This window comes from Vibrio zhanjiangensis (assembly GCF_030161235.1).
Taxonomy (GTDB): Bacteria; Pseudomonadota; Gammaproteobacteria; order Enterobacterales; family Vibrionaceae; genus Vibrio; species Vibrio zhanjiangensis.
The window spans coordinates 1-21,448 of the sequence record NZ_BSPW01000006.1; the positions used below are offsets into that span (position 1 = coordinate 1).

A 21,448-nucleotide genomic window follows, 5' to 3' on the forward strand; every position below is an offset into this window, starting at 1 on the left:
CATAAGCTGGATCAACCACTTAAGGAATTAGTTTATGTGTCCAACCATTGGGGTCCACTTCTCTCAAAAAGAAGCGATTTTCCACCATAGCTATCCATGATGGCATTTACATTGTATAGCTGCATAAGCGAAGCAGCAGCGATAGTTTCAGGAATGGGTTGAGGTACCATATTGTATACCTCGTTCATAGATTGTGGTCTAAGACTTCCCTCAACAATCTCGCTAAGTGCTGAAATGACCTCTTCTGCTGATTGGCCATATTTCGGAATGCCACACTGACTTAGCTCATCATTATAGACAAAGGGCTCGATAGAAAATTTAGGCCCAATGGATTGCTTTGATTCAATTTTTTCAACACCGAGAGTGAGTAATCGGATAAGCTCTTGGACTTGGCTTTCAAACTTAACTAAGCCTGTATCAAACGATACATCTTTTGCAATTTCCAACATCGTTTTTACCTAGGTTGAAGGGTAACTACATGCATCAACAAACGCAAACAAGAAAGCCCTGATGTCCTTGGTGTAGTGCTTAATGAGTCCTTTACTTCTTGTGGTAGGTGCCCTAGTTATTGGTTAAAAAATAACAAGAGGCATCAGCATTGCATATTATTAGTTACTTATTTAGTGGAAAAACATGAGTATGCATGAATAAATCAGGCAGGTGTTAATCTCTTTTATAAAATTTTTTACACATTTATTTTTATTATAAAAACAATAATATATCTATCATTAACAAATTGGCTACCATGCTCTTTGGTACTTTTCCTTAATAAAATAAAAAGGCCCTGAGTCATTCACTCAGGGCCTAGTTTCCGGCAATAATGCCTAACTCGCACTTTCATCAATCGGAAGTACTTGTTTAACATAGTTTCCAGGCGCGGAACCCAAAACGCAGAACTGTTCACTACCAATATTGAATGGCTCACGTCTCTCTTCCGGGCTAAAGTTTAGTAACCATTGATGCCAGTGTGTCCACCATGAACCTTCTGAGTGGCTAGCATTAGCGAGCCACTCATCGGCATTTTCATCTAAACTTTCATTGGTCCAAAAACCATACTTGGTTTTGTCAGGGTGATTTATTATGCCAGCAATGTGGCCAGATTCTCCCAAAACAAAGGTTTTGTTGCCACCCACATTTAACGCACCACGATATGTTCCTTGCCACAAAGCGATATGGTCTTCCTTAGTCGATACAAAATAACTCGGGACTTTTATCTTATTAAGATCGATCCATACTCCACCAATTTTAACGCCTTTTTCCTTAACTAACTTGTTGTTAAGATATAATTCACGCAGCAAAAAGTTATGGCAAGCAGCACTGACATTCGTACTATCACTATTCCAATAGAGCAAATCAAAATCGACTGGACTCTGCCCCTTGAGATAGTTGTCTACATAATAGTTCCAATACAGACTGTTTTCTCGAAGCAAGCTAAAAGTGACGCTTAGTGAACGCCCATCCATATAACCTTTGGCATTATTCTGCGCTTCAATGGCATCAATGATGGTATCGTTAATATAGGCGCCAACCTCTCCTGGCTGAGAGAAATCAAGTAATGTCGTGAAAAAGGTCGCACTCTTGATGCGTTTTTTCATTCTCTTAGCTGCGTAATACGCAATGGTGCTCGCTAACACCGTACCACCGATACAATATCCAGCCGCATTAATCTGTTCTTGACCAGTTATATCTTCAATTGCAGACACTGCTTTTGCGACACCTTCGGTAACGTAATCTCCAAATTCAACCTTGCTCTGATTTTTTCCTGGATTACGCCAAGACATCATAAATACCGAGTGTCCCTGTTCCAGTAACCAACGAACGAGAGAGTTCTTCTCGCGAAGATCGAGAATGTAGTATTTATTGATAAATGGAGGAACAAAGAGTAGAGGCGTAGCATGAACGGCCTCTGTAAGAGGTCGGTACTGGATAAGCTCAAAAAGATCATTGCGATAAACAACATCACCAGGAGTATTTGCGACATCATCTCCTAAGCGAAACGAGTTGTTGTTTGTCATCCTGATCTTGAGGATGTCCGCACTCGACTCTACGTCCTCTTTTAACTGTTCAAGCCCTGACAGCAGGTTCTTGCCGTTTTGCTCTAGAGTCATTTTCAACAATTCAGGATTGGTCGCAATAAAGTTACTTGGTGACACAGCATTGATAGCTTGGCGAGAGAAAAAGCTAATCCGCTCTTTCGCTTTCTCATCAAGCCCTTCAATACTATCAATGGTTTTCAAATACGTTTGGCCAAAAAGCAGGTATGACTGCTTAATAAAATTATAGAAGATATCATTTTGCCATTCTTCATTAGAGAATCGCTTATCACCCTTCTCTGCTTCTACAACTATTTCGCCATTTTGTGCTAATGCAACATTTTGCCAAATTTGAAGCTGTTGCTGCCACCACTCAGCTTGAATTTGTAATAGTGCAGCTGGCTGATTTGCCGCACTTTCGAAAAGTTTAGAGGTATCTTCGAAGTTAACTTCTTGCATTGCCTTGTTGAGAGGGGAGTTTACGGCTGCCCTGCTTAGTTCGAGATCTTCCCACCATTTTTGATTGGTTTCTTGAAGCTTCACAAGGTAGTCCGAAAAGAAGTGTTGATACATGTTGCTACTCCTATGATCGGAAAAAGTGCCGCTCTGAAGCGGCACAATAATCAGTATTATGCGGGAGTGACTGTTTTGAGGTTTTCCGTCGTTAATTGGTCAACATCATCTTTGAATTCTTTCGCAATAGACTGTAACTTATTGCTATCATCCATCATTTGCTGTGACAGTTTTGAAAGAACCGATAGTTGCTGGCTATTAAACGCGGCAAGCGATGTTACATCCTTAATTTCACTCGCTGCCTTCATTTGAGTCAGGCCCATCTCGCTGTAGGTACGAATCGCACTAAGTTGAAGCTCAGTTAAAACCTCAACATTCTTGGTGACAAGCTTATTGAATTTTAGATAAGGCTCTAAACTTTTTTCTGTTTGATCTGTAAAAGATTTAAAGAAATCAGTATACATATTCTTGCTCCTAGGTTAATTCCATTACTATTGGCTTAGATTCAATGTTTGAACCTAAGTGATTGACTTAATAACCACTGCCGTTCCCATGCCACCGCCAACGCAAAGCGAGGCAACACCATAGTTGCCATGTCTTCTGTTAAGCTCATGGACTAAAGAAACTAAAATTCGATTCCCCGAAGCCCCAAGCGGATGGCCTAGCGCTATTGCTCCGCCATTGACGTTTGCTTTTTCCAAAATGGAACCCGCAGGCACATTGTGGACTTCGGCAAGTTGATGAATCACGCCTAAAGCTTGAGCAGCAAAAGCTTCATTAAGTTCATAGACATCAATATCGTCAGCTGATAACTCTGCTTTACTCAATGCTTGTGTCACGGCTTCTACAGGACCTAGCCCCATAATCTCTGGCTCTAGCCCCGACTGAGCATAACTTACAATTTGGGCCATTGGTTGGAGACCATACTCTTTAACTGCACTTTCACTCGCGACAATAATGGCACTGGCACCATCATTAAGTCCCGAGGCGTTTCCGGCAGTCACTGTTCCCTCTTTATCAAAAGCAGGACGTAATTTTGCCAAAGCTTCAATCGAGGTGTCGGCTTTAGGGTACTCATCAGTAGCAAAATTAATCATCTGTTTCCGGTGCTTAACCTCGACCGAAATGATTTCATTTTCAAACCGACCAGCTTCGATCGCCGCGACAGCTTTCATTTGACTTGAGAGGGCGTATTCGTCTTGCTGCTCACGAGTTACCCCCACTCTGCGCGCAACATTTTCAGCTGTCATCCCCATGTGATACTGGTTAAATACATCTGTCAAGCCGTCATTAATCAGCAAATCTGTCAAACTCATATGCCCCATTTTGTGACCATCACGAATTTGACTGGGCACACCAAAAGGAATTTGCGACATAACTTCAACACCTGCAGCAACAACTACAGAAGCATCACCACTACGAATGTGGCTCACAGCGTCCATAACCGCCTTCATGCCACTTCCACAAACCATGTTCACTGTATAGGCAGGCACACTAGGAGGAATATCGGCATAAATGGCAGCTTGGCGTCCAATACCCATGCCCTGCCCCGCGCCAACCACATTGCCAACAATAACTTCATCCACGAGACTGGGTTTAACATTTCCAGCTTCTAACGCAGCTTTAATTGCCACAGAGCCCAAAGTCCCCGCTGATAATTCCTTTAGTGCCCCACCAAAGTTACCAATTGGCGTTCGCTTTGCAGCAACAATATAGACGTTTTCCATAACCACCACCGAGATTAATGCATGTATAAGCCGCCGTTTACAGATAAGGTTTCACCTGTAATATAGGCGCCAGCGTCACTGACCAAAAACGATACAGACTGGGCAATCTCCTCGGGCGTAGCCAGCCTTTTCATTGGAATTTGCGCTTTAATTGATTCCAATATCTCAGGTTTCATTTGCTCAACCATTGGCGTACCAGTATAGCCAGGGGCCACAACATTAACGGTTACACCGCTTCTTGCACCTTCGGCTGCCAGAGCCTTTGAAAAGCCAATCATTCCTGCTTTCGCTGCTGAATAGTTTGCTTGACCAAACTGCCCTTTCAAGCCATTAACAGAAGATATATTTATAATGCGACCATTACCTTTTTCACACATTGCCTCGAATAAAGGGTGTGTTACGTTAAATAGACTGTTTAAATTTGTGTCTATCACTTCTTTCCACGCTAGAGGGGTCATCTTCTTAAACGCAGCATCACGAGTAATGCCAGCGTTATTCACGACGACATCAACTGTCCCTTCTTCTTGCAAGAGGTTTATTAGCCGCTCTGCACATTGCTCGGTGTTAGTCACATCAAGTTCAAACAAGCGAACTTGGTCTTGACTAAACTCCTTTTCGTTAAACCAATCCAACGCACTCTGATAACTACCTGTAGAGTATGTTGCTATGACGCGATAACCGTCCTCGACTAACTGCGAAGAAATAGCAGAACCTATACCACCTTTCGATCCTGTGACTAAAGCGAGTTTTTTCATGTATGAGACTCCATTATTAATAGCCTTTCCATTTAATTATCTGCTATTAACCGATGCTTCAAATAAAGCCAACTAACGTTATTAACTTACATATTAACCAAGATACAACTAGCCTTGCTCTTGTTGTTTTAAAGTAAAGGCAAAATATGACAGTTCAAATACTTTTTATTTTTAGTTGCATAACATTGAAGGAGATCGCATATGAAATGAAATGTTATCCCAATGTTAACTCTGCATAAGCATTTGTTTTAGTTTGAATTTATTTAAATAACACTTTCCATTTTAAATACTAAGTCAATGTTTATTATGGATTTTTCAATAATTATTACGATTTCATCATTCTTATCTTCCGACTCACTATATTATAATCAGTCATTTTATTAATATATTATGCTATTAAACCTTAGTTTAATCTTGTAATCGTTTTCAATTTATAATTATATAATTAAATAAGGTAAGGTAATGTTTGATATGAATTATTTTCATAAAACTTATTTTCGACTAAAGTCGTATTAGAGCAAGATGATTTGATGAGAAATTTATAATTACGTTACTAGAAAATAAGAAATGTGAAACCGCTTTACCTAAGTTTACTCGATGAAAGATAAATGAATTTTGTTGGTGATATTTTGTAAAGAAAAGGCACAAATGATGAAAACTTCAGTTGTGCCTTGTGAGATGATACTGAGAAAGTGAAACACGATAACGTGTCGCGTTTCACTGAAAGTTATTTAACAAATTTTGGAATTTCGTATCAATTATAACGTAGGTGATTAGGTACATAACAGAGAATAGCAAGGCTGATATACCAAGTGTCACTTTAGGCGGGATAACGCGCTTTAAAGGCTGCTTTAAGTATTTCGCTTTCAAATTAATCAAAGAAACCTTCTCATTTTCTACCATTCTTTCGTCTTTGATTAACCGATAAATGGTATTGGCAATATCCGCGAGCTTTTCCTGCCCTCTTTCCTCTCTACCGTACTTGCCCCTAAAGCCAAGTTGGATAAGAACATAAAGCAACTCAATTACATATCTATACCTTCTAGGATCAGCTTTCAACCGCTCCAATATGGTAAAAAACTTATCTCCACCAGACGTTTCATTATGAAATTCAGCCAATAAGCTATTTTGACTCCAATTACTGTTTGCTCCCCACTCTTGGCGACATACTGCCTCATCGATAGCAGCACACAAGCAATAACGTATAACCAAAACTGAGGCCCTATCGACCTCCATCTCATTCAATTTTCGCTCGCCTTTGCGAATTTCTCTTGCTATCTGCTCCCTGAATGGTTGCGGATCTTCCAACCAAGGAATGGAAGACATACAAGAAAGGCTGGCAATTAACCATGAAAACTGGTCGACAAGTGGGTTAACGCCCATTTTTTCAATATTAGGATCTTTAACCGCGATATTTCTAGACAAATCTGGAGCTGGCATGACCTCCATAGGCTTGCCCAGATCAGGCTGAAACAAAACAACCGTTACATCGTTATCTATGTAGCTCATACTCTCACTGCCCACAACTGTAGCGACAAATTAGCGAACTCACCGGACACATGAACTGCGATCGCCGAAGCTTTCTCCAACGCTACCCATTCTTCACTTGCTCTTTCCAACTCAAAATAGGTATAACCAGCATGATAAGGCAGTGCACGCGGTACGACTGGCATTGGCTTAATCCCAATTCCAGGTAGCTGAAGATTAATGAGATCACGAATATTGTCGATAGAACCAATCTTAGTTTGACTAACAAACTGTGTGTGAAGAATATCCAATGTAACGTCTGCCTTAACGGCCAAAATAAGCGTAGCAGACTCAACAACTTTTTTGTCTGGGATAACCGCTGTCCGAATACCAAAGCTTTGTTCTTGAAGAGTTAACGGTATTGCTCTTTGCTCAGACATAACGCTTAAAGTACGCTTCGCATGATCTAATATTTTAGACAGGCAGAGCGTCAAATCCCCGTGATTATATTCAACAAACTCAGGAGGCCTGCGTGCCGTAGAACACAAGGTGGATAGCTCACCTTCTACTTGCAATAGCATTCGATATAAAGATTCTGGATGTACGCCTTCTACACTAGAAAAATGCCAAAACAACGGTTCATAACGATTGAGTGCCTGCAAAAGCATAAAATCCGATACTGTTGATACGCCTTGCTGATCGACAGTTCCCAGCCGCTCTACAATAGACTCCGCCCTATGCTTTAACATAGAAGCAAACTCATTGGTAAACTTGGCCAACAAATGCGACGCTCTAATATCGATACAAGTAGGGATATAGCGATCATCTAGAACGATGCTACCGTCCGCCTTGACTTCAGAAACTTTAAGTATGGGGATACCGGTATACGCACTTCGATCCTCATCTTCATACATTAAACAGAACTTGAGCTTACCCACGGCGATATTTGCTGTATCTTCATTGTCATAGCAAGAATCAACGGCATCTTGATAACTGACTATGTAACGGGCATCATCTCTATCGGACCCAAATAACTCTTCCCTCTCAGATGGAAGTGGGCAACAAAGATAAATCACTCTATCCGTTACCGATGGATCGACCTCTTTCACTTCTGGAACATTAGCAAGCAGCGGTAAGTCAAAAGGTGTTTTATCTTGCAATATACCTGCTGCACTCGTCACCGCAATTTTGCCTTGTGTCAAAAGCTCAGTGTTGATTTCTAGCCGATTTACTCCCCAGTATAGAGGTGAACTGCCGGAAAACAACATGCTACTGCGCTTAGACTGAGACCTGTCTAATTGTTGGAAATGCTGTGGCTTCATAAACATACCATCTTGCCACACAACTGGATTATATAGTGACATCTCACTGCCCCTTAAAAGTAAGTTTGCTCAATTCCACGCGTAGAGTCGAACGATAGTTCGCTTTCCTCTAGCTTGAGTTTCAAGAAGTACTCAGATTTCTCTTCAATAAGTTCAACCTTTCGCCATGACGAACCATTGATGTCCCGAAATGCTGCGGAAAAACCTAATGCTCTTGTCGCTGGGTCCAGCTCCAGTACCTGGTGAAGCTGCTCACCTGGCTTTAGCTGAAATTCGTAGCGTTTGATATATTCATCACCAAGAGAAGCCTTGTCGTTGTCAAATAGAGCGAAGAAATCCAGATTGCGAAATAAAACGGGAGAAGTCAGCTCATGAATACGCAAAATAACAGGGGAAGGCTGGCCTTCTTGTCGTATATTGAGTTGAGGGGAAGCCTCAATGATAAGTTCAATAGAAGAGGTTTCCGGCGTAATTCCACTAGATTCTTTAAATTGATCCCACATTGAGCAGCCCGACAAACAAGACAGGATTATAAAATAGATAAATTTACGCATGTTTTTCTTTTAGCAGCCTATTATAGTTTTCTTGCACAAGTTTCTTTGTTCCAACACCATGGACGCCTTTCAAACTCTCCAAATAATGCAACTTGTAGGAGTCCCACAGCTTTTGCTTAATCAAAAAGCCCTTATTCTCATTTTTTTGTTCAAACACTATCGGATCGTACTGGCTAATACTTTGTTGGACATAATTGTTGAGTGCCTGTTCATAGAGGGATTTATGTTCGCCAATTTCATCAAGCATCTGTTCTACAAGCTCGTTGGGTGTCAACATACTTTGCTTATTGAGATCAAGCATTAAACTGATCAGGTCTGTGTCCGTCGCAGCAGGCGATTGCTTCAATTCTTCAATTTCAACCAATTCATGCTGAAGTTTGTTCATACATAAACGTAAACACATCCCCATCTGTTCAAAAAGACGAGGGTCTTCTTCCAACAGAGAGTCATCTGTTATTCCTAGTCCTTTCCTAAAAGCACCTATGATCCCCGAGTAATCTGACAGCTCTTTTCTGTCATTTTCGGTGACTTGGTTTTCTTGAGATCGAGGTGCCAACTCTTCCCATTCTTGATTTGAAGGTTTAACAGAAGGTGTCAGTTGTTTTTGAGGATTTTTGGGGGAAGAAACGCCTACCGCTGTTTTGGCTGAACTAGCCGCTCCGATGGTGCGAGTATCATCCCCTGACATCCAATCTTCTGGAATTAGATTTGGAGCATCGAACTCGGAATACACACTTAGGCTGTCATCGACTAGCTGACGAGATGATTCATCGATCGAAACCATTTTTTGAGTTTCAGTTGTTTCTGTTTTAATCAAGTGATCATCATCTTTTTCGAGAGAAAACTCGAGATGAGCAATGGGATCTGACAAGTCAAAGTCGTCTGACTGAGTTTCTAAGAAAATATCCTCTAAGGTCCCTTCATGCTCTAATTCAAACTCAATTTCTTCCAAATTTGCTAATGGATCTTTGTTATCGCGATCTGGGGTAATATCACAAGCAATGTCTAAGGTATTAGCCTCTCGCTCGACACTCACTGATAGCTCGTACTGCCCTAGAGTTATAATATCCCCTTCATGAATAGGAACAGGCTGATTTTTCAGCAACTTATTACCATTTACGATCAACCCATTGGTGCTGACATCACTGATATAGTACGCATCACCATAGATACTAACAAGACAATGAGTACTTGATATATAACGATTGTGGTCAACTAAAGGTATTGAACAACCAGGGTTACGACCAATAGAACCACCGTTTTCTGGTAGCTCAACAAATTTTGCTCCCGTATATTCTTCAGGATGCTTTGATACAACTATGACTAAGCGCTCTAACAACTCTATTCCCCTCTAAAATAGAAGTGATACAGTAAGTTCAAGTCCACCTAAACCATCGTTGTAGATCGGCAAAATATACGAAGCTTGAGGAATGATTTGAATATGAGCATCTGGGTCACTGCCGAGCTTAATGACAGTGCCTATTGTCGCCACGGCTCCGGCTTCAAACTGATCAATATCATCAAGCTGCGAGCCATACTTAAACCCAGCACTATCGACAGGCCAACGGTTTGAGTATTGGCTATACGCTGCTGACAGTCCTACACCAATATAAGGCGTGAAAACCGACCAACTGCTTAAAGCGTACTGAGGAACAACTCTAAACTCATAGTTTGTCACTTCCTGATAAATTCCGTTAGCAGGAGCATCAACCGACTCGCTCAAGTAGTTAAACCCTAACCACCATCTCCAACGGTTATTATCTTCATCTATCGGCCGTGTATGCACCAAACCAAAACGGAGCGAATCTGTGGTGCCGCTCTCTCCTTGTTCATATTCGATGGAATCGATACTTAACATGCTCACAGAGCCGCCGTAGCGCTCTCCCTTTGCATTGACCGCTGCCGACATAGTACAAGCTAGAGCTAATAAGCCCCACTGACTTAACTTACTCATCCTTTATCCTCGAAAGGTTTGAAGCAAAAACATAAATAAAAGAGAGAGCAAAATAGCAGGGTAAGTTTCAAACTCAATAGCCAAAAAAAAAAACCACACAATTATTTCCTTTCTCCTAGTATTACCTTCTTTTTCTCTAGGAAAATGGACATTATGACTATTGGGCTAAATTTCATACAGACTGCTCAGATAACACACTAAGTATGTGAAAAACTTATAATAATCAATCTAGTTTATAACATAGTGTATATTTAGCCATCACGCTTATCATAGAAGACAAATATTAATAATAAAACTATCATCTAAATTTTGGCACTAATGGGCAGAGTTCACATTTAATAAACTTTAATCATTTTTAATTAATATATTATCTACAAATTACTTTTCTCCCACGTAAAATCCTTCCTTTGATAACAATACATCTTAATTAAGAATTTTTTATAAACTTGATTGAGCCATAATAACAAGCGTCACTTGGGTAGGATTTAATGTACTTTTCAGACTTCGCTCGACGGCCAATAAGCGAGCAGACCCCCTGTGGGGTCAACCCGAACAACCTTGAGGATTTTGAGGAGATAAAACGGCAGATAAACAATATCAATAAAGTCACAGGACGAATCTCGTGGAAAAAAGTACAACAGCTCTCTAAAGAAATACTAAAAAATAAGAGTAAAGATTTACGTTGTGGCTGTTATTATGCCGTCGCCTCTGCTCATAATGATGGCATTACTGGGTTCGTTGATGCACTCAATGCCATTTTGGACTTATGCGTGGTTTATTGGTCAACATCTTACCCAGAAGTTTCCAAATCTAGTGCAAGAATGGGCGCATTTGAATGGTTGGCCGAGCATGGTGAAAAAAGAGTCAAACAATTTAAAGTAACTGTTGATGACAAAGCCGTAATCGAGCTTGGGCACAGAATCTGTCTTAGGATAGAGGAAGAATTGAGGCTCCATTACGGGCATAAAGCGCCCTCACTTGGCGGAATTAGACGTATTTTTGGCCAGTTTCTCGACGATGTAAAAGAGCTAGAAGAAAAACAAGAACGAACAGCGCAAAAAAAGGCTGTGCAGCAAAAAGAGACCGCTCAAGTATCCAGTAGCATTGCCCCTGGAGCAATAACAGTTAAAGTCAACCCCCAAGCTCATCAATCACAAACCATAGCTTCAAACATTGAAGCTAAAAAAAACCAATCCTCAATATGGGTTCTTGCTGTTGTCGTTGCCATTTTTATTTCTGCCTTAAGTGCATTTTATCTGACAAAAGATCAACTTCTAGCAGAATATAAGCAGAAAATCGCGTCAAATAATATTTCGATACTGCTACAAGTTACTCAAGATCTCAATAGTGAGAATAGAGATATAATCGAACAACTTAAGCAACCACTTATAGGTACTATTGATACCATGGTGTTTGATTTGGAGAAATCGCCGGAAAAGGTAACCCAGCTCCCTAGCTTAATCACGATCACCAATAACCTTGAAAAACTTTATTCAGATTCCTCTTCCGTGCAGGTTTTATCAGCAGAATTGGCTCGTTTTGAACAAAAGATGGAACAAGACTTTAATGATATTAGCAGCCGATTTTCACGTGCTCGTACCGCTATAGCCAACTTAAAACTAGAGGCTAGCGACACCAATACCAAACTAGCGTATCAATACAGCAACTCTTTGTTTCCTTTACTTGGACGAATTGAATATGCTGAGAAAACCAATGACCCTGAAGAACTTGAACGCTCCTTAGTATTAGTTAACGTCTATTTACATAAAATCGCCCAACTCAAGGCGACGCAAACCCAAACATCACTCGATAAAGTTGTGGCCGAATAATCATGTTAAAAAATATAATACGTCATCCGATATTTTTATCTACTGTACTTGCTTTAGTGTTTATTGGTGGACTCTCAGCCGCACACTTCTGGGCACCAGATACAATAACTAAGGCCATTTGGTTTATCGGTATAGGTACCATCGCACTAATATTTTTGGCCTATCAAGCACTGCTTTTTTTTAGAAAAAGAAAACACCACCGTGAGCAACAACTCGAAACTGAAGAAGAAGCCTTGAGTTTAGTGCTGCGACCACTTCTAAACAATTCGAAAACTAAGCCTATTTACTTGATGTTGGGCAATCGTTCAGCCGGTAAAACACAGTTTTTGTTTAGCTCAAGTGCCATTAAAGCACTCGATAATTCAAAGACGGCTAAAAACGATTTTTTTGAGTGGTATGAGTCTGATGAAGCGGTTTATCTTAAGCCTGATCAAAGGTTAGTTTTTCAAGAAGTGTCTGCATCTGACACACTGTTATGGACAACGTTGATTACAGAAATACTCAAGAATCGGCCCCGCAAACCTTTTGCAGGGTGCCTATTCTTTACTGATCTTGAATTTTTGATTATTTCCGAAGAAGAACAAATCGATTATACATTGACGGCATTAATTGAGCGTATTACCTCTATCTGTGATCGAACCAATACTGCCCTTCCAATCTATATGGTTGTCTCCAAGCTCGATAAGCTACAAGGCTTTAAAGAGTACGTTCAATTAAGTCCACTAAAACATAACGTTGAGTATCTCTCTATTGCGTTGAAAGACTCCAAAGGTGTTCTTATTGACTATTATCGAGATAGCTTTAATAACCTTGTCCGTGTCATTGAAAAAAGCGCCCTGGATTCAACCTCAGGTTCAAACGATACCAAAGAAAAGCAAGCCATCCTTTCATTTCCAAAGCAGCTTGAAATATGTCAAAAGGAAATCGAATATGTGGTTCAACGCTTGAGCGATGTCAATCGTGGTGCCTACTACTTAGATCTTAGGGAACTATTTTTTTCTTCATCGCTTCAAGGTGGACGCAAATACAACTTGCTCGCCAAAAGTTGTAGTAATTACTTTAACCTTCCGATTATTGCTTCAGAACATACTCAACTATCTGAAACCCCTTACTTTACTCGGTTCTTAGTTGAATCTCAGATTCTGCCCGAAGCGGAATTTGCTGGTGAAAACAAAACTTACCTAAAACGCATACTGCGCCAAAGCCGCTTGGCTATGGTCGCCTCAATCGTATTTCTGTCCGGAGGGGCTTACCTTTTAGGGACCACGCTCGACAGCAATTTACGGGTAATATACCAGTTACTCAATATTGATACCGAAACAACAGCCATGGACTCAAACCAGCAATTGGATAGGAGTTTAACCAAAGCGATTGAAAAAATAGACCCCATATACAATGCTTGGCTGGAAGGCAGTAAAGCTATGGATGAAGAACTCGTCTCCCTTCATGTTAGTCGCTTAGAACCAACAACAAAAATTGCTTATCAAGCGCTCATCGATTCTATCCAAAATGAGTTGATTCCTGTTATTGAACAATCATACCGTGTGCAGTTAACCAAATACCAAGATCAACCTCTTAAAGCGCTACCCGTTTTGAAAGGTTACCTCATGCTCAAAGAACCCAGTAAACGGGACCTGAAGTACATGACGGCACAAACTGATTCGACCTTAACCAAAGCACTAGGTGATACCGAACAAGTGGCAACCACAATGAAGTATCTAAATGCATACTTCAGAACGGATTTTCCAGCCATTGATATCAATATGGGCATCGTTCGAGCAACACGCAGAACCTTGCTCGCACAATCAAATATTGACCTTGTCTATTCTCAACTGATTGATCAGGCCGAAAGCATAGATCTAGGAACATTAAACCTAGAAAGAGCAGTTGGCTTTGACTTTAACAACGTCTTTAACGATAAAGTAGACCACCAGCTACTGGATATCAGTAAGGTCTATACTGCGACTGGATTTAGTACCTTCTATCGCCCACGCATTGATCTTATGTCTAAAGAGGTGATCACTAATAACTGGGTACTGGGCTTATCGAAAAATGTCATCCCAAGCCAAAAAGAGCATGACGCCTTTAAAGATAAAATTCGCAAAAGATACACTGACGATTATGTTAGTTACTGGCGCAATGCATTGAGTGAGTTAAAAGTTAAGAAATATGAGTCAATTGGCGATCTCACAAATGCGATTGACCTAATTTCAGGCCCTTCATCACCTCTTACTACGGTATTAAAGCAGGTATACTCTAATACTCACTTCTCACCAACTGGAGAGAAAGAGCTACTTGCCAATAAGTTGCCCGAATTGGCTACGGAGGCTGTAGGTAAATTGGCCGAATCGGCGGAAGAGTTTGTACAGCCCGACTACTTGTTAATGCAGAGAGTTGAACAAGCGTTCTATCAACTTAACCAGTTACAAATTAACGAGACACCTAATTCACCAGCACCATGGGATGAAATTGTTACTGCTTTGAATACACTACGAACTTACATGAAAGACATTGCGGATTCCCCAGATCCTCAAATGGCGTCGCTGTTAGCTGCTCGCACACGTATGCAAAGCTCTGAAGCGGACCCAATCATTCGTCTGAAGCAAATTGCGCAAAAGTCTCCAGAACCTGTGCGCAGTTGGTTGCTAGGTCTGGTTCAACAAAGTTGGTCAGTTATGATCACAGAATCAGCTAAAGGCGTGCAAAGCCAGTGGTATAGTGACGTGTATACAAAGTATAAAGAATTGGCACTCAACAAATATCCTTTCGACTTGAATGCTGAAGAAGAAATTACGCTCGAAGATTTTGAGCTGCTTTTTGCTAAAGGTGGAATAATTGATACTTTTGTCCAGCAAAACCTAGCATCGTTTTATGATACCAACCTTTGGGAACCAAAACGTGTAGAAGGTGAGACTATGCCTCTCACGCCCCAACTTTTGGTGCAATTGAAGAATTACAATGTAATCCGAGACACATTAATTAATAAAAGTACTAACCGTGTTTCCATTCCATTTACAACCAAAGTCCTTGATTTAGACTCTAGTGCAATTCGAGCAACTTTGAGAGTGGCAGACTCGCAAATGAGCTATTACCACGGGCCAAGTCGAATCCAAGAATTGGAATGGCCACCAAAAAGTGGCGAGTTTAACGTCAGTATTACAATCCAAGATGTTACTGACGAAGGTAAACAGTACGTATTGAGCAAGGATGGTCAGTGGGCAATCTACCGACTATTGGGCCAATCAACACTAACAAATCAACATGATGGTAGCTTTGTTAGTGATATAACCGTTTCAGGTCGTGATCTGAAACTGAGAATAAAACCGCTTGCACAAAGGAATCCATTTACTTTGGCCGAGCTGTATAACTTCTCGTTACCCGAAACCATCAATTTATAAAAGCATACTAATAAAAACAACGTAAGGCAGGATAATGATGTCAACTACTAACCTTCAAGGATTAGACAAATTAGATAGGAAAATACTTTCAAGTCTTTTGTCAAATGGCCGAGAGTCAATAGCGAACCTTTCGCGAAATATTGGCTTATCACGTACCGCCGTCGCTGAACGCATCAGTCGATTGGAAAAAACCGGTATTATAAAAGGCTATACCGCTCAGATCCGAGTAGAGAAAGATGGTAGGTCAGCGTCAAGCTACCTACTCATTTCTTGCGAAAAAGGTAAGAAGAACAATGTCACGGAAGCACTAAAAGAGCTTCCTGAAGTGAGAGTCACTAGTATCGTCGGTGGCGCCTACGATATTATCGCTCTCATTGAGGCACCCGATCTTCAGTCGATACATACCCTGTGCAATGAAATAGAGTCATTTAGCGGCATTGAGTCCTTAAATAATACTGTGATATTGCACGAACCAGTTCGACGATAATACCCATAAGGACAGTAACTACACTTTCTAATCCAGAGTGTAACTGTACTTAGACAGATGAATTTAAAAGCCACACATATTTTGTGTGGTTTTTTTACTTCACTACCTGAAATTGCGTTTTCCTAACAACCGCCGGAACAACAAAGAACAAGACTCGACTTTTTCACTAGGCGAACATCACAACTGCCCAATTTGCTTAATGGACACATCTTTTCTATCAGGAGTCCCCAACCAAAGCGTTTGACCAAGCAAATTGCCCTCCCCATTTCCCAAAGCGTTTTTAGGTATGGTTTCCAGCTTCACCTTCATAACCAAGTCCCAAGCCAAAGGGTCACGTAGGATAAACTGCATTAAGCCAATAAGCGTTTTGTAATTGCTTCTGCCTGGTAAGAATGTTTGATAGGTAGAAAAATCAATATCTTCAATGCGTAAATGAAACTTACCAACTAAATCAGGCAGCGTTTTACCCAAGTGAAGATCTTGGCCCAGTACGCAATTATTATGATTGAGTTTGTTTCTCTGTGAATGATGAATTTCAACACGTCGATAGATCCATTCATCAACAAAAACGCTGTTCAAACTAAAGTAGTGAGCCACGATTCCGGATATCAGTTTCGGTGAACGTGTCCTAGTAGAAAGCTGACTAACATAGGACAAAAGCTTAGCCCTATCCAATTCATTAACCTCAGCTTCCTGCATAACCGATGACAAGCCAAGCAAGTGAAGCATGCGCCCGGAAAACGGATCTTTTGCCTCACTCTGATACTGTATGTGATAGCGATATTTTTTCCAAACTCGATAGACTAGGGATAAATAGCGATTATGGAAAAAATCAAAAAACTGTCTTACTGGATTTTCTTCATCTTCTCTGCCAGCTAGCTTCTCGGTATATGAGGACGGAAGTGGTGAACTTGAACCATGCAAGCCAAGAAAGTTTACCTCAACTCGGGTATAAGGATTTCCCTCAACCTCGTAATGTGCCACGTAGTCAATATCACTTTTGGGAAACGCTAAGCTCGGTGACACACTAAAGCGAATACGTTCATCAGAAATATACTTATTCTGACCTATTCCGTTATAGTTAAAACCCGTTTCTGCTTGATAATATTTTTCCAAAAGTGCAATCGCTTGGAAAAAGCTAAATTCATGGGTCTTCTTTTCAATCTGCTCGATCATAGTACGGTCTGCTGCCCTGTAAGGCTTGGCCAATGATAATTTTCCCCTGTGTTTTCATCAAACACTTCAAGCTCTGTAAAGGAGTTCAAACTTGAATACAAGCGTATAAACTCATTTAATACACTCACCAAAAGGAACATATCTCCCTCATTGACGAAATATGAAGAATCGACCGTAAGATTGAACTGCGTACCGCGAATAGCAGTACCACGGAATACCCTGTCAACCGGCTTCATTTCACTCATTTTAATACCATCTAGCCTGTGTATCGATGCCCGATGAGCTTGACGATCAACTCGAGAGTGGAAGTCATAAGTAGAAAGCAGCACTTTTAATACATCAATATTCGCTAATGACAAATAGTTCAGCGACATATTAGCAATTAGCTGCCATTGCAATTCGCCATTTACTTGCGGGCTGACAGACTGTGTAGGTTTGGTAATATTGGCAAAATTGGCGTAGGTTGGCGAGTTATGCGATGCATAGGTAATATCGCCCACTGACAGCCGCTCAGCCAAGTCACCATTGCTACACGTGAGTTTTAAAAGCACAGTTTCAGAGCCCAGTTCCGCAATATCACTGTTATGAGTATGAAAAGAAATATAACGTTCGAGCCCTCGCCCACTGATACGCTTTGAAACTTTCGTTTTGTAGAACTCTCTCTTATCACGCTGATTGATTTGATGTTCAAACGATTCAAACTCAATTAACGTTTTACGGCTACGTTCATTTTTGCTCCAAGTCTCCACTTTTCCGATCGAATAGACTTCATAGTGCTCTTGGTTACTGCTTTGTGGTCTGACTTTGTACTCACTTCGGCGGTGCTCTAAACGGATCGGGTCAGCGTCTTTGCTAAACAAATTCACAGCAGGTGTACAATGCAGCCTCAAGTGTTTATTTTTAAGCACCACTTCAGACGGAAGCGCACGTTTGAATATAAACGATATTTTCATCGATGAACGCTGGGGGACTCCTGACAACCATTCAAGTCCAGTGACATCAAAGAACATAAACTTCTCAGGTAGAGAAAAATATTCTTGCAATAGCCGATAACCAGAAAATGAGTTACTGCCATAAGGCAAAATAGCTTCATCATCGGCAAAACCTACGGGCTTGATGCAAGACGATGGCAGCTTGTGCACAAAGCCTCCACCAACATCGAGTTCAACACGATCGAGATAACGAAACAACCATAAGTAAACACTTCGAGTAATATGAACTTCACCATGAAGATGAAAGCGTAACGAATCCATTTTGAGTCTCGATATATCTTGACCAAACTCAGCGGCAATAGATACATCGATGCTTGAATTTGTACGACTATTCGATTGTTCGACTTGAGTAATGCTGATGGGGTACAAAGCAACGTCATAGCAACTTCTAAACAAGCATTGGGTTCCCTCAACTTGCTCACTCGCCATTTCTATTCCGCGTTCTACAACGGTTTTTTCTGTGACGCTTCCAACATGAGGCGTGAGCTCTGAGATACACATTGACGGTACCGAACGCATGTAGTGAGGCCACAAAAGTGTCATTAGTGATTGCGTGAGCTCTGGCAATTCATCGTCAATTTTTTCTCTTATCCTACCGGTGAGAAACGCAAAGCCCTCCAAAAGACGCTCTACATCTGGGTCATAAACCCCTTCACCAAGAAAGTGGGTTAATTTGGGGTGATATTTGGCAAATTCACTTCCGGCTTCTCGAAGATAAGAAAGTTCATCTTGAAAATATTTGCTGCTACTCACGAAGTATTACTCCTGACTTTATACGTTAAACTTACCGTCAATACCCATAAACACATTGATAGACATTGGAACCTGACCACCGTTGTGGCTTACCTCTCCAGTAATACCAAAACTAAGTTGTAAGGGATTATGAAAATCCTGACGATAAGTGACTTCAATATTGCCAAGCCTAGGTTCAAACTTGTTAATCGTCGTACGTATATTCTGTTGAATGTGACGCACTAAGTTTGACTGGCTAGCAAGAACATCATTGAAATCAGGAAGACCATAATCATTGTCTATCATTGCATTCCCCGCATGGGTATTCAGTAAATCGGCAAGATGAATATGAATGGATTCAATAAGATGTTTGTGTGAGACCACCTTTTCATAACAGCTTTTCGGCTCACCCAATTCAATACGCTCTAATAAACGATAACCTTTTTCCATGCTAAACCTCAAAAAGAACGGCCAGAAAAACTGGCCGTTCGCACTTAGAAAAATACTTAGATTATTGGTCCAATTTACCAACCAAAGACAGATCGAAGCTTGCCCCCATGTATTTGAAGTGTGGACGCACAGACATAGATACTTTGTACCAGCCTGGATCACCTTCAACATCAGAGACTTCAACCTTGGCCGCGCGAAGTGGGCGACGACCACGAACTTCTGCTGGCGGATTTTCTTGATCAGATACGTACTGACGAATCCACTTGTTCAGCTCGATCTCAAGATCGGTACGCTCTTTCCACGAACCAATTTGCTCACGTTGTAGTACTTTAATGTAATGAGCTAAGCGGTTGATAATGAACATGTACGGTAGCTGAGTACCTAACTTATAGTTCATCTCCGCATTCTTCCCTTCCGGCGTGTTCGGGAAAACCTTAGGCTTTTGGATTGAGTTTGCGGAAAAGAAGGCCGCATTATCCGATCCCTTACGCATAGTAAGAGCGATAAAGCCTTCTTCAGCCAGCTCAAATTCGCGACGATCAGAGACTAGGATCTCAGTTGGGATCTTAGTTTCAATTTGTCCCATAGACTCAAAGTTATACACGGGTAAGTCAAAAACTGCACCACCACTTTGAGGGCCAATAATGTTCGGGCACCAACGATATTTAGCAAATGACTCACTGATCTTAGAAGCCATCGCGTAAGCTGAGTTACCCCACAAGAAATTATTGTGGTCGTCAGTGACTTGCTCGTTGTAATCAAATGCCTTAATTGGATTATCTTCAACTGAGTATGGATTACGAAGCATAAAACGCGAAGTACATAGGCCAAGGTAGCGAGAATCTTCATGTTCACGTAGGCCACGCCATTTCGTATACTGAGGCCCTTCAAATACCGATTTAAGGTCTTTCATGTTTGGCAGCTCTTCATAGCTGTCTAAACCGAAGAATTGAGAAGAAGCTGAAGTGATAAATGGTGCATGAGACATAGCACCAACATTGGCCATATACTCCATCAACTTGATATCAGGACTAGATGAAGTCAGCTGATAGTCACATACAACCGCTGCGACAGGTTTACCACCAAATTGGCCATATTCGCGGGTATAAATTTGCTTATAAAGACCGGATTTAACCACTTCTGGCGCATCTTCAAAATCATCCAGCACTTCATCTTTCTTCGCTGAAATCAATTCAATAAGAATGTTTTCACGGAAATCAGTGTGGTCAACAAGATATTTTAATCCACGCCACGTCGATTCAATCGCCTGAACTTCTTCATTGTGAAGAATCGCATCGACTTGCTTAGAAAGTTTTTGGTCGATTTCGCTGATCATCAAATCGACTAACGATTGATCAACTTTCTCCGTTGTGTGGCTACTCAGTAGTTCACCGATAAAAGCCTCAACACCACGTTTAGCGACATCAAACCCTTCATCACTCGGCTTTAACCGTGTTTCATTTAGAATACTGTCCAGAAGGGAGCCAGAGTCCGCTAACGCTGCTTCTTGTTCTGGAGCTTGTGCTTCTGCTGTCATATTATCCTCTTATTCAGCCTTGTCAGCGTTTTGATCTTCACCAATGCTGAGTTCTTCGAGTAGTTTCTTACGAGCTTCTTCGTCCTGAAGTACTGCAGCGATCTTCTTACGGAAAGCTGGGACATTACCCAATGGACCTTTTAGCGCAACCAATGCTTCTCTTAGCTCTAATAGACCACTTAATTCAGGGACACTTCTGGCGATCGACTCTGGTGAAAAGTCCTTCATATCGGTGAACGTTAGGTCAACTGCTAGTTGCGCACCTTCTTCATCAGTCAGACGGTTTTCAACATTGACTTTAACGTTAGGAGCGTAGCCTTCTAGAACCTCATTGAAGTTATCTTTATCAATGTTGATTGGCGTACGTTCTTCAATTGGCGTGTCGTCAGAGCGAGCGGTGAAATCACCGACAACCATCATATTCAGCGGCAGTTCAACGTCTTCTTGTGCATCACCAGTCGCTGGAACATAACGGATATTAATTCGCTCTTTAGGAGCTACCGAGCCATCGCGTGACATAAT

The 21,448-nt window shown here is 41.1% G+C and carries 18 protein-coding genes; 3 read left to right on the forward strand and 15 right to left on the reverse strand.

Going from position 1 to position 21,448, the window contains the following annotated elements; genetic code table 11:
* Positions 1–32 precede the first annotated feature (32 nt).
* The 10 genes from QQK21_RS01360 to QQK21_RS01405 all read right to left on the reverse strand — a co-directional run bounded on the left by QQK21_RS01360 (position 33) and on the right by QQK21_RS01405 (position 10,325).
* Positions 33–449 (reverse strand): hypothetical protein, encoded by a 417-nt coding sequence (locus QQK21_RS01360; RefSeq protein WP_284190412.1) that lies wholly within the window; start codon positions 447–449, stop codon positions 33–35.
* A 375-nt stretch (positions 450–824) separates the two neighbouring features.
* A complete protein-coding gene (gene phaC / locus QQK21_RS01365) occupies positions 825–2,606 on the reverse strand; it encodes a class I poly(R)-hydroxyalkanoic acid synthase (RefSeq protein WP_284190413.1) in 1,782 nt (593 codons plus the stop codon).
* Positions 2,607–2,662: 56 nt separating this feature from the next.
* Positions 2,663–3,010, reverse strand: a complete 348-nt coding sequence (locus QQK21_RS01370; RefSeq protein WP_284190414.1) for a phasin family protein — start codon at positions 3,008–3,010, stop codon at positions 2,663–2,665.
* 54 nt (positions 3,011–3,064) lie between these two features.
* Positions 3,065–4,273, reverse strand: coding sequence for an acetyl-CoA C-acetyltransferase (locus tag QQK21_RS01375; protein ID WP_284190415.1), 1,209 nt, complete (start codon positions 4,271–4,273; stop codon positions 3,065–3,067).
* 14 nt (positions 4,274–4,287) lie between these two features.
* Positions 4,288–5,028 (reverse strand): SDR family oxidoreductase, encoded by a 741-nt coding sequence (locus tag QQK21_RS01380; RefSeq protein WP_284190416.1) that lies wholly within the window; start codon positions 5,026–5,028, stop codon positions 4,288–4,290.
* 717 nt (positions 5,029–5,745) lie between these two features.
* Positions 5,746–6,537 carry a type IVB secretion system protein IcmH/DotU gene (gene icmH / locus QQK21_RS01385; protein ID WP_284190417.1) on the reverse strand — a complete coding sequence of 264 codons (792 nt, stop codon included), beginning with the start codon at positions 6,535–6,537 and terminating at the stop codon, positions 5,746–5,748.
* On the reverse strand, positions 6,534–7,859 hold the full coding sequence (gene tssK / locus QQK21_RS01390) for a type VI secretion system baseplate subunit TssK (RefSeq protein ID WP_284190418.1): 1,326 nt from the start codon (positions 7,857–7,859) through the stop codon (positions 6,534–6,536). The genes icmH and tssK overlap by 4 nt, the downstream gene beginning before the upstream one ends.
* Before the next feature lie 11 nt (positions 7,860–7,870).
* Positions 7,871–8,371 (reverse strand): type VI secretion system lipoprotein TssJ, encoded by a 501-nt coding sequence (gene tssJ, locus QQK21_RS01395; protein ID WP_284190419.1) that lies wholly within the window; start codon positions 8,369–8,371, stop codon positions 7,871–7,873.
* Positions 8,364–9,710 (reverse strand): type VI secretion system-associated FHA domain protein, encoded by a 1,347-nt coding sequence (locus QQK21_RS01400; protein WP_284190420.1) that lies wholly within the window; start codon positions 9,708–9,710, stop codon positions 8,364–8,366. Before QQK21_RS01400 ends, tssJ begins: the two co-directional genes overlap by 8 nt.
* Before the next feature lie 12 nt (positions 9,711–9,722).
* Complete coding sequence (locus QQK21_RS01405) at positions 9,723–10,325, reverse strand: hypothetical protein (RefSeq protein WP_284190421.1); 603 nt, start codon at positions 10,323–10,325, stop codon at positions 9,723–9,725.
* Positions 10,326–10,813: 488 nt separating this feature from the next.
* Here QQK21_RS01405 and QQK21_RS01410 point away from each other — a divergent pair, with 488 nt between their 5' ends.
* From QQK21_RS01410 to QQK21_RS01420, 3 genes are read left to right on the forward strand one after another with little or no spacing between them, the layout of a single operon-like run.
* Positions 10,814–12,154, forward strand: a complete 1,341-nt coding sequence (locus QQK21_RS01410; RefSeq protein WP_284190422.1) for a type VI secretion system ImpA family N-terminal domain-containing protein — start codon at positions 10,814–10,816, stop codon at positions 12,152–12,154.
* Positions 12,155–12,156: 2 nt separating this feature from the next.
* Positions 12,157–15,552, forward strand: a complete 3,396-nt coding sequence (tssM, locus tag QQK21_RS01415) for a type VI secretion system membrane subunit TssM (protein WP_284190423.1) — start codon at positions 12,157–12,159, stop codon at positions 15,550–15,552.
* 34 nt (positions 15,553–15,586) lie between these two features.
* Positions 15,587–16,039: an Lrp/AsnC family transcriptional regulator gene (locus QQK21_RS01420; protein WP_284190424.1), complete on the forward strand. Its 453-nt coding sequence runs from the start codon at positions 15,587–15,589 to the stop codon at positions 16,037–16,039.
* Positions 16,040–16,216: 177 nt separating this feature from the next.
* On the opposite strand, the gene tssG is transcribed toward QQK21_RS01420, so the two are convergent.
* The 5 genes from tssG to tssB form a co-directional block, all read right to left on the reverse strand.
* The gene (gene tssG, locus QQK21_RS01425; RefSeq protein ID WP_284190447.1) at positions 16,217–17,215 is read right to left on the reverse strand and encodes a type VI secretion system baseplate subunit TssG; all 999 of its coding nucleotides are present in this window, start codon (positions 17,213–17,215) and stop codon (positions 16,217–16,219) included.
* Complete coding sequence (gene tssF / locus QQK21_RS01430; protein WP_284190425.1) at positions 17,212–18,960, reverse strand: type VI secretion system baseplate subunit TssF; 1,749 nt, start codon at positions 18,958–18,960, stop codon at positions 17,212–17,214. Before tssF ends, tssG begins: the two co-directional genes overlap by 4 nt.
* A gap of 18 nt (positions 18,961–18,978) precedes the next feature.
* Positions 18,979–19,389, reverse strand: a complete 411-nt coding sequence (gene tssE / locus QQK21_RS01435) for a type VI secretion system baseplate subunit TssE (RefSeq protein ID WP_284190426.1) — start codon at positions 19,387–19,389, stop codon at positions 18,979–18,981.
* A gap of 61 nt (positions 19,390–19,450) precedes the next feature.
* Positions 19,451–20,926, reverse strand: a complete 1,476-nt coding sequence (gene tssC / locus QQK21_RS01440) for a type VI secretion system contractile sheath large subunit (RefSeq protein WP_284190427.1) — start codon at positions 20,924–20,926, stop codon at positions 19,451–19,453.
* 9 nt (positions 20,927–20,935) lie between these two features.
* Positions 20,936–21,445, reverse strand: a complete 510-nt coding sequence (tssB, locus tag QQK21_RS01445) for a type VI secretion system contractile sheath small subunit (RefSeq protein ID WP_284190428.1) — start codon at positions 21,443–21,445, stop codon at positions 20,936–20,938.
* Positions 21,446–21,448 lie beyond the last annotated feature (3 nt).

What these genes read in the sequence shown, in the direction of transcription:
- QQK21_RS01360 (WP_284190412.1), bottom strand. Translation starts at nt 449, where the DNA reads ATGTTGGAAATTGCAAAAGATGTATCGTTTGATACAGGCTTAGTTAAG.
- phaC (WP_284190413.1), bottom strand. Translation starts at nt 2,606, where the DNA reads ATGTATCAACACTTCTTTTCGGACTACCTTGTGAAGCTTCAAGAAACC.
- QQK21_RS01370 (WP_284190414.1), bottom strand. Translation starts at nt 3,010, where the DNA reads ATGTATACTGATTTCTTTAAATCTTTTACAGATCAAACAGAAAAAAGT.
- QQK21_RS01375 (WP_284190415.1), bottom strand. Translation starts at nt 4,273, where the DNA reads ATGGAAAACGTCTATATTGTTGCTGCAAAGCGAACGCCAATTGGTAAC.
- QQK21_RS01380 (WP_284190416.1), bottom strand. Translation starts at nt 5,028, where the DNA reads ATGAAAAAACTCGCTTTAGTCACAGGATCGAAAGGTGGTATAGGTTCT.
- icmH (WP_284190417.1), bottom strand. Translation starts at nt 6,537, where the DNA reads ATGAGCTACATAGATAACGATGTAACGGTTGTTTTGTTTCAGCCTGAT.
- tssK (WP_284190418.1), bottom strand. Translation starts at nt 7,859, where the DNA reads ATGTCACTATATAATCCAGTTGTGTGGCAAGATGGTATGTTTATGAAG.
- tssJ (WP_284190419.1), bottom strand. Translation starts at nt 8,371, where the DNA reads ATGCGTAAATTTATCTATTTTATAATCCTGTCTTGTTTGTCGGGCTGC.
- QQK21_RS01405 (WP_284190421.1), bottom strand. Translation starts at nt 10,325, where the DNA reads ATGAGTAAGTTAAGTCAGTGGGGCTTATTAGCTCTAGCTTGTACTATG.
- QQK21_RS01410 (WP_284190422.1), top strand. Translation starts at nt 10,814, where the DNA reads ATGTACTTTTCAGACTTCGCTCGACGGCCAATAAGCGAGCAGACCCCC.
- tssM (WP_284190423.1), top strand. Translation starts at nt 12,157, where the DNA reads ATGTTAAAAAATATAATACGTCATCCGATATTTTTATCTACTGTACTT.
- QQK21_RS01420 (WP_284190424.1), top strand. Translation starts at nt 15,587, where the DNA reads ATGATGTCAACTACTAACCTTCAAGGATTAGACAAATTAGATAGGAAA.
- tssG (WP_284190447.1), bottom strand. Translation starts at nt 17,215, where the DNA reads ATGATCGAGCAGATTGAAAAGAAGACCCATGAATTTAGCTTTTTCCAA.
- tssE (WP_284190426.1), bottom strand. Translation starts at nt 19,389, where the DNA reads ATGGAAAAAGGTTATCGTTTATTAGAGCGTATTGAATTGGGTGAGCCG.
- tssC (WP_284190427.1), bottom strand. Translation starts at nt 20,926, where the DNA reads ATGACAGCAGAAGCACAAGCTCCAGAACAAGAAGCAGCGTTAGCGGAC.
- tssB (WP_284190428.1), bottom strand. Translation starts at nt 21,445, where the DNA reads ATGTCACGCGATGGCTCGGTAGCTCCTAAAGAGCGAATTAATATCCGT.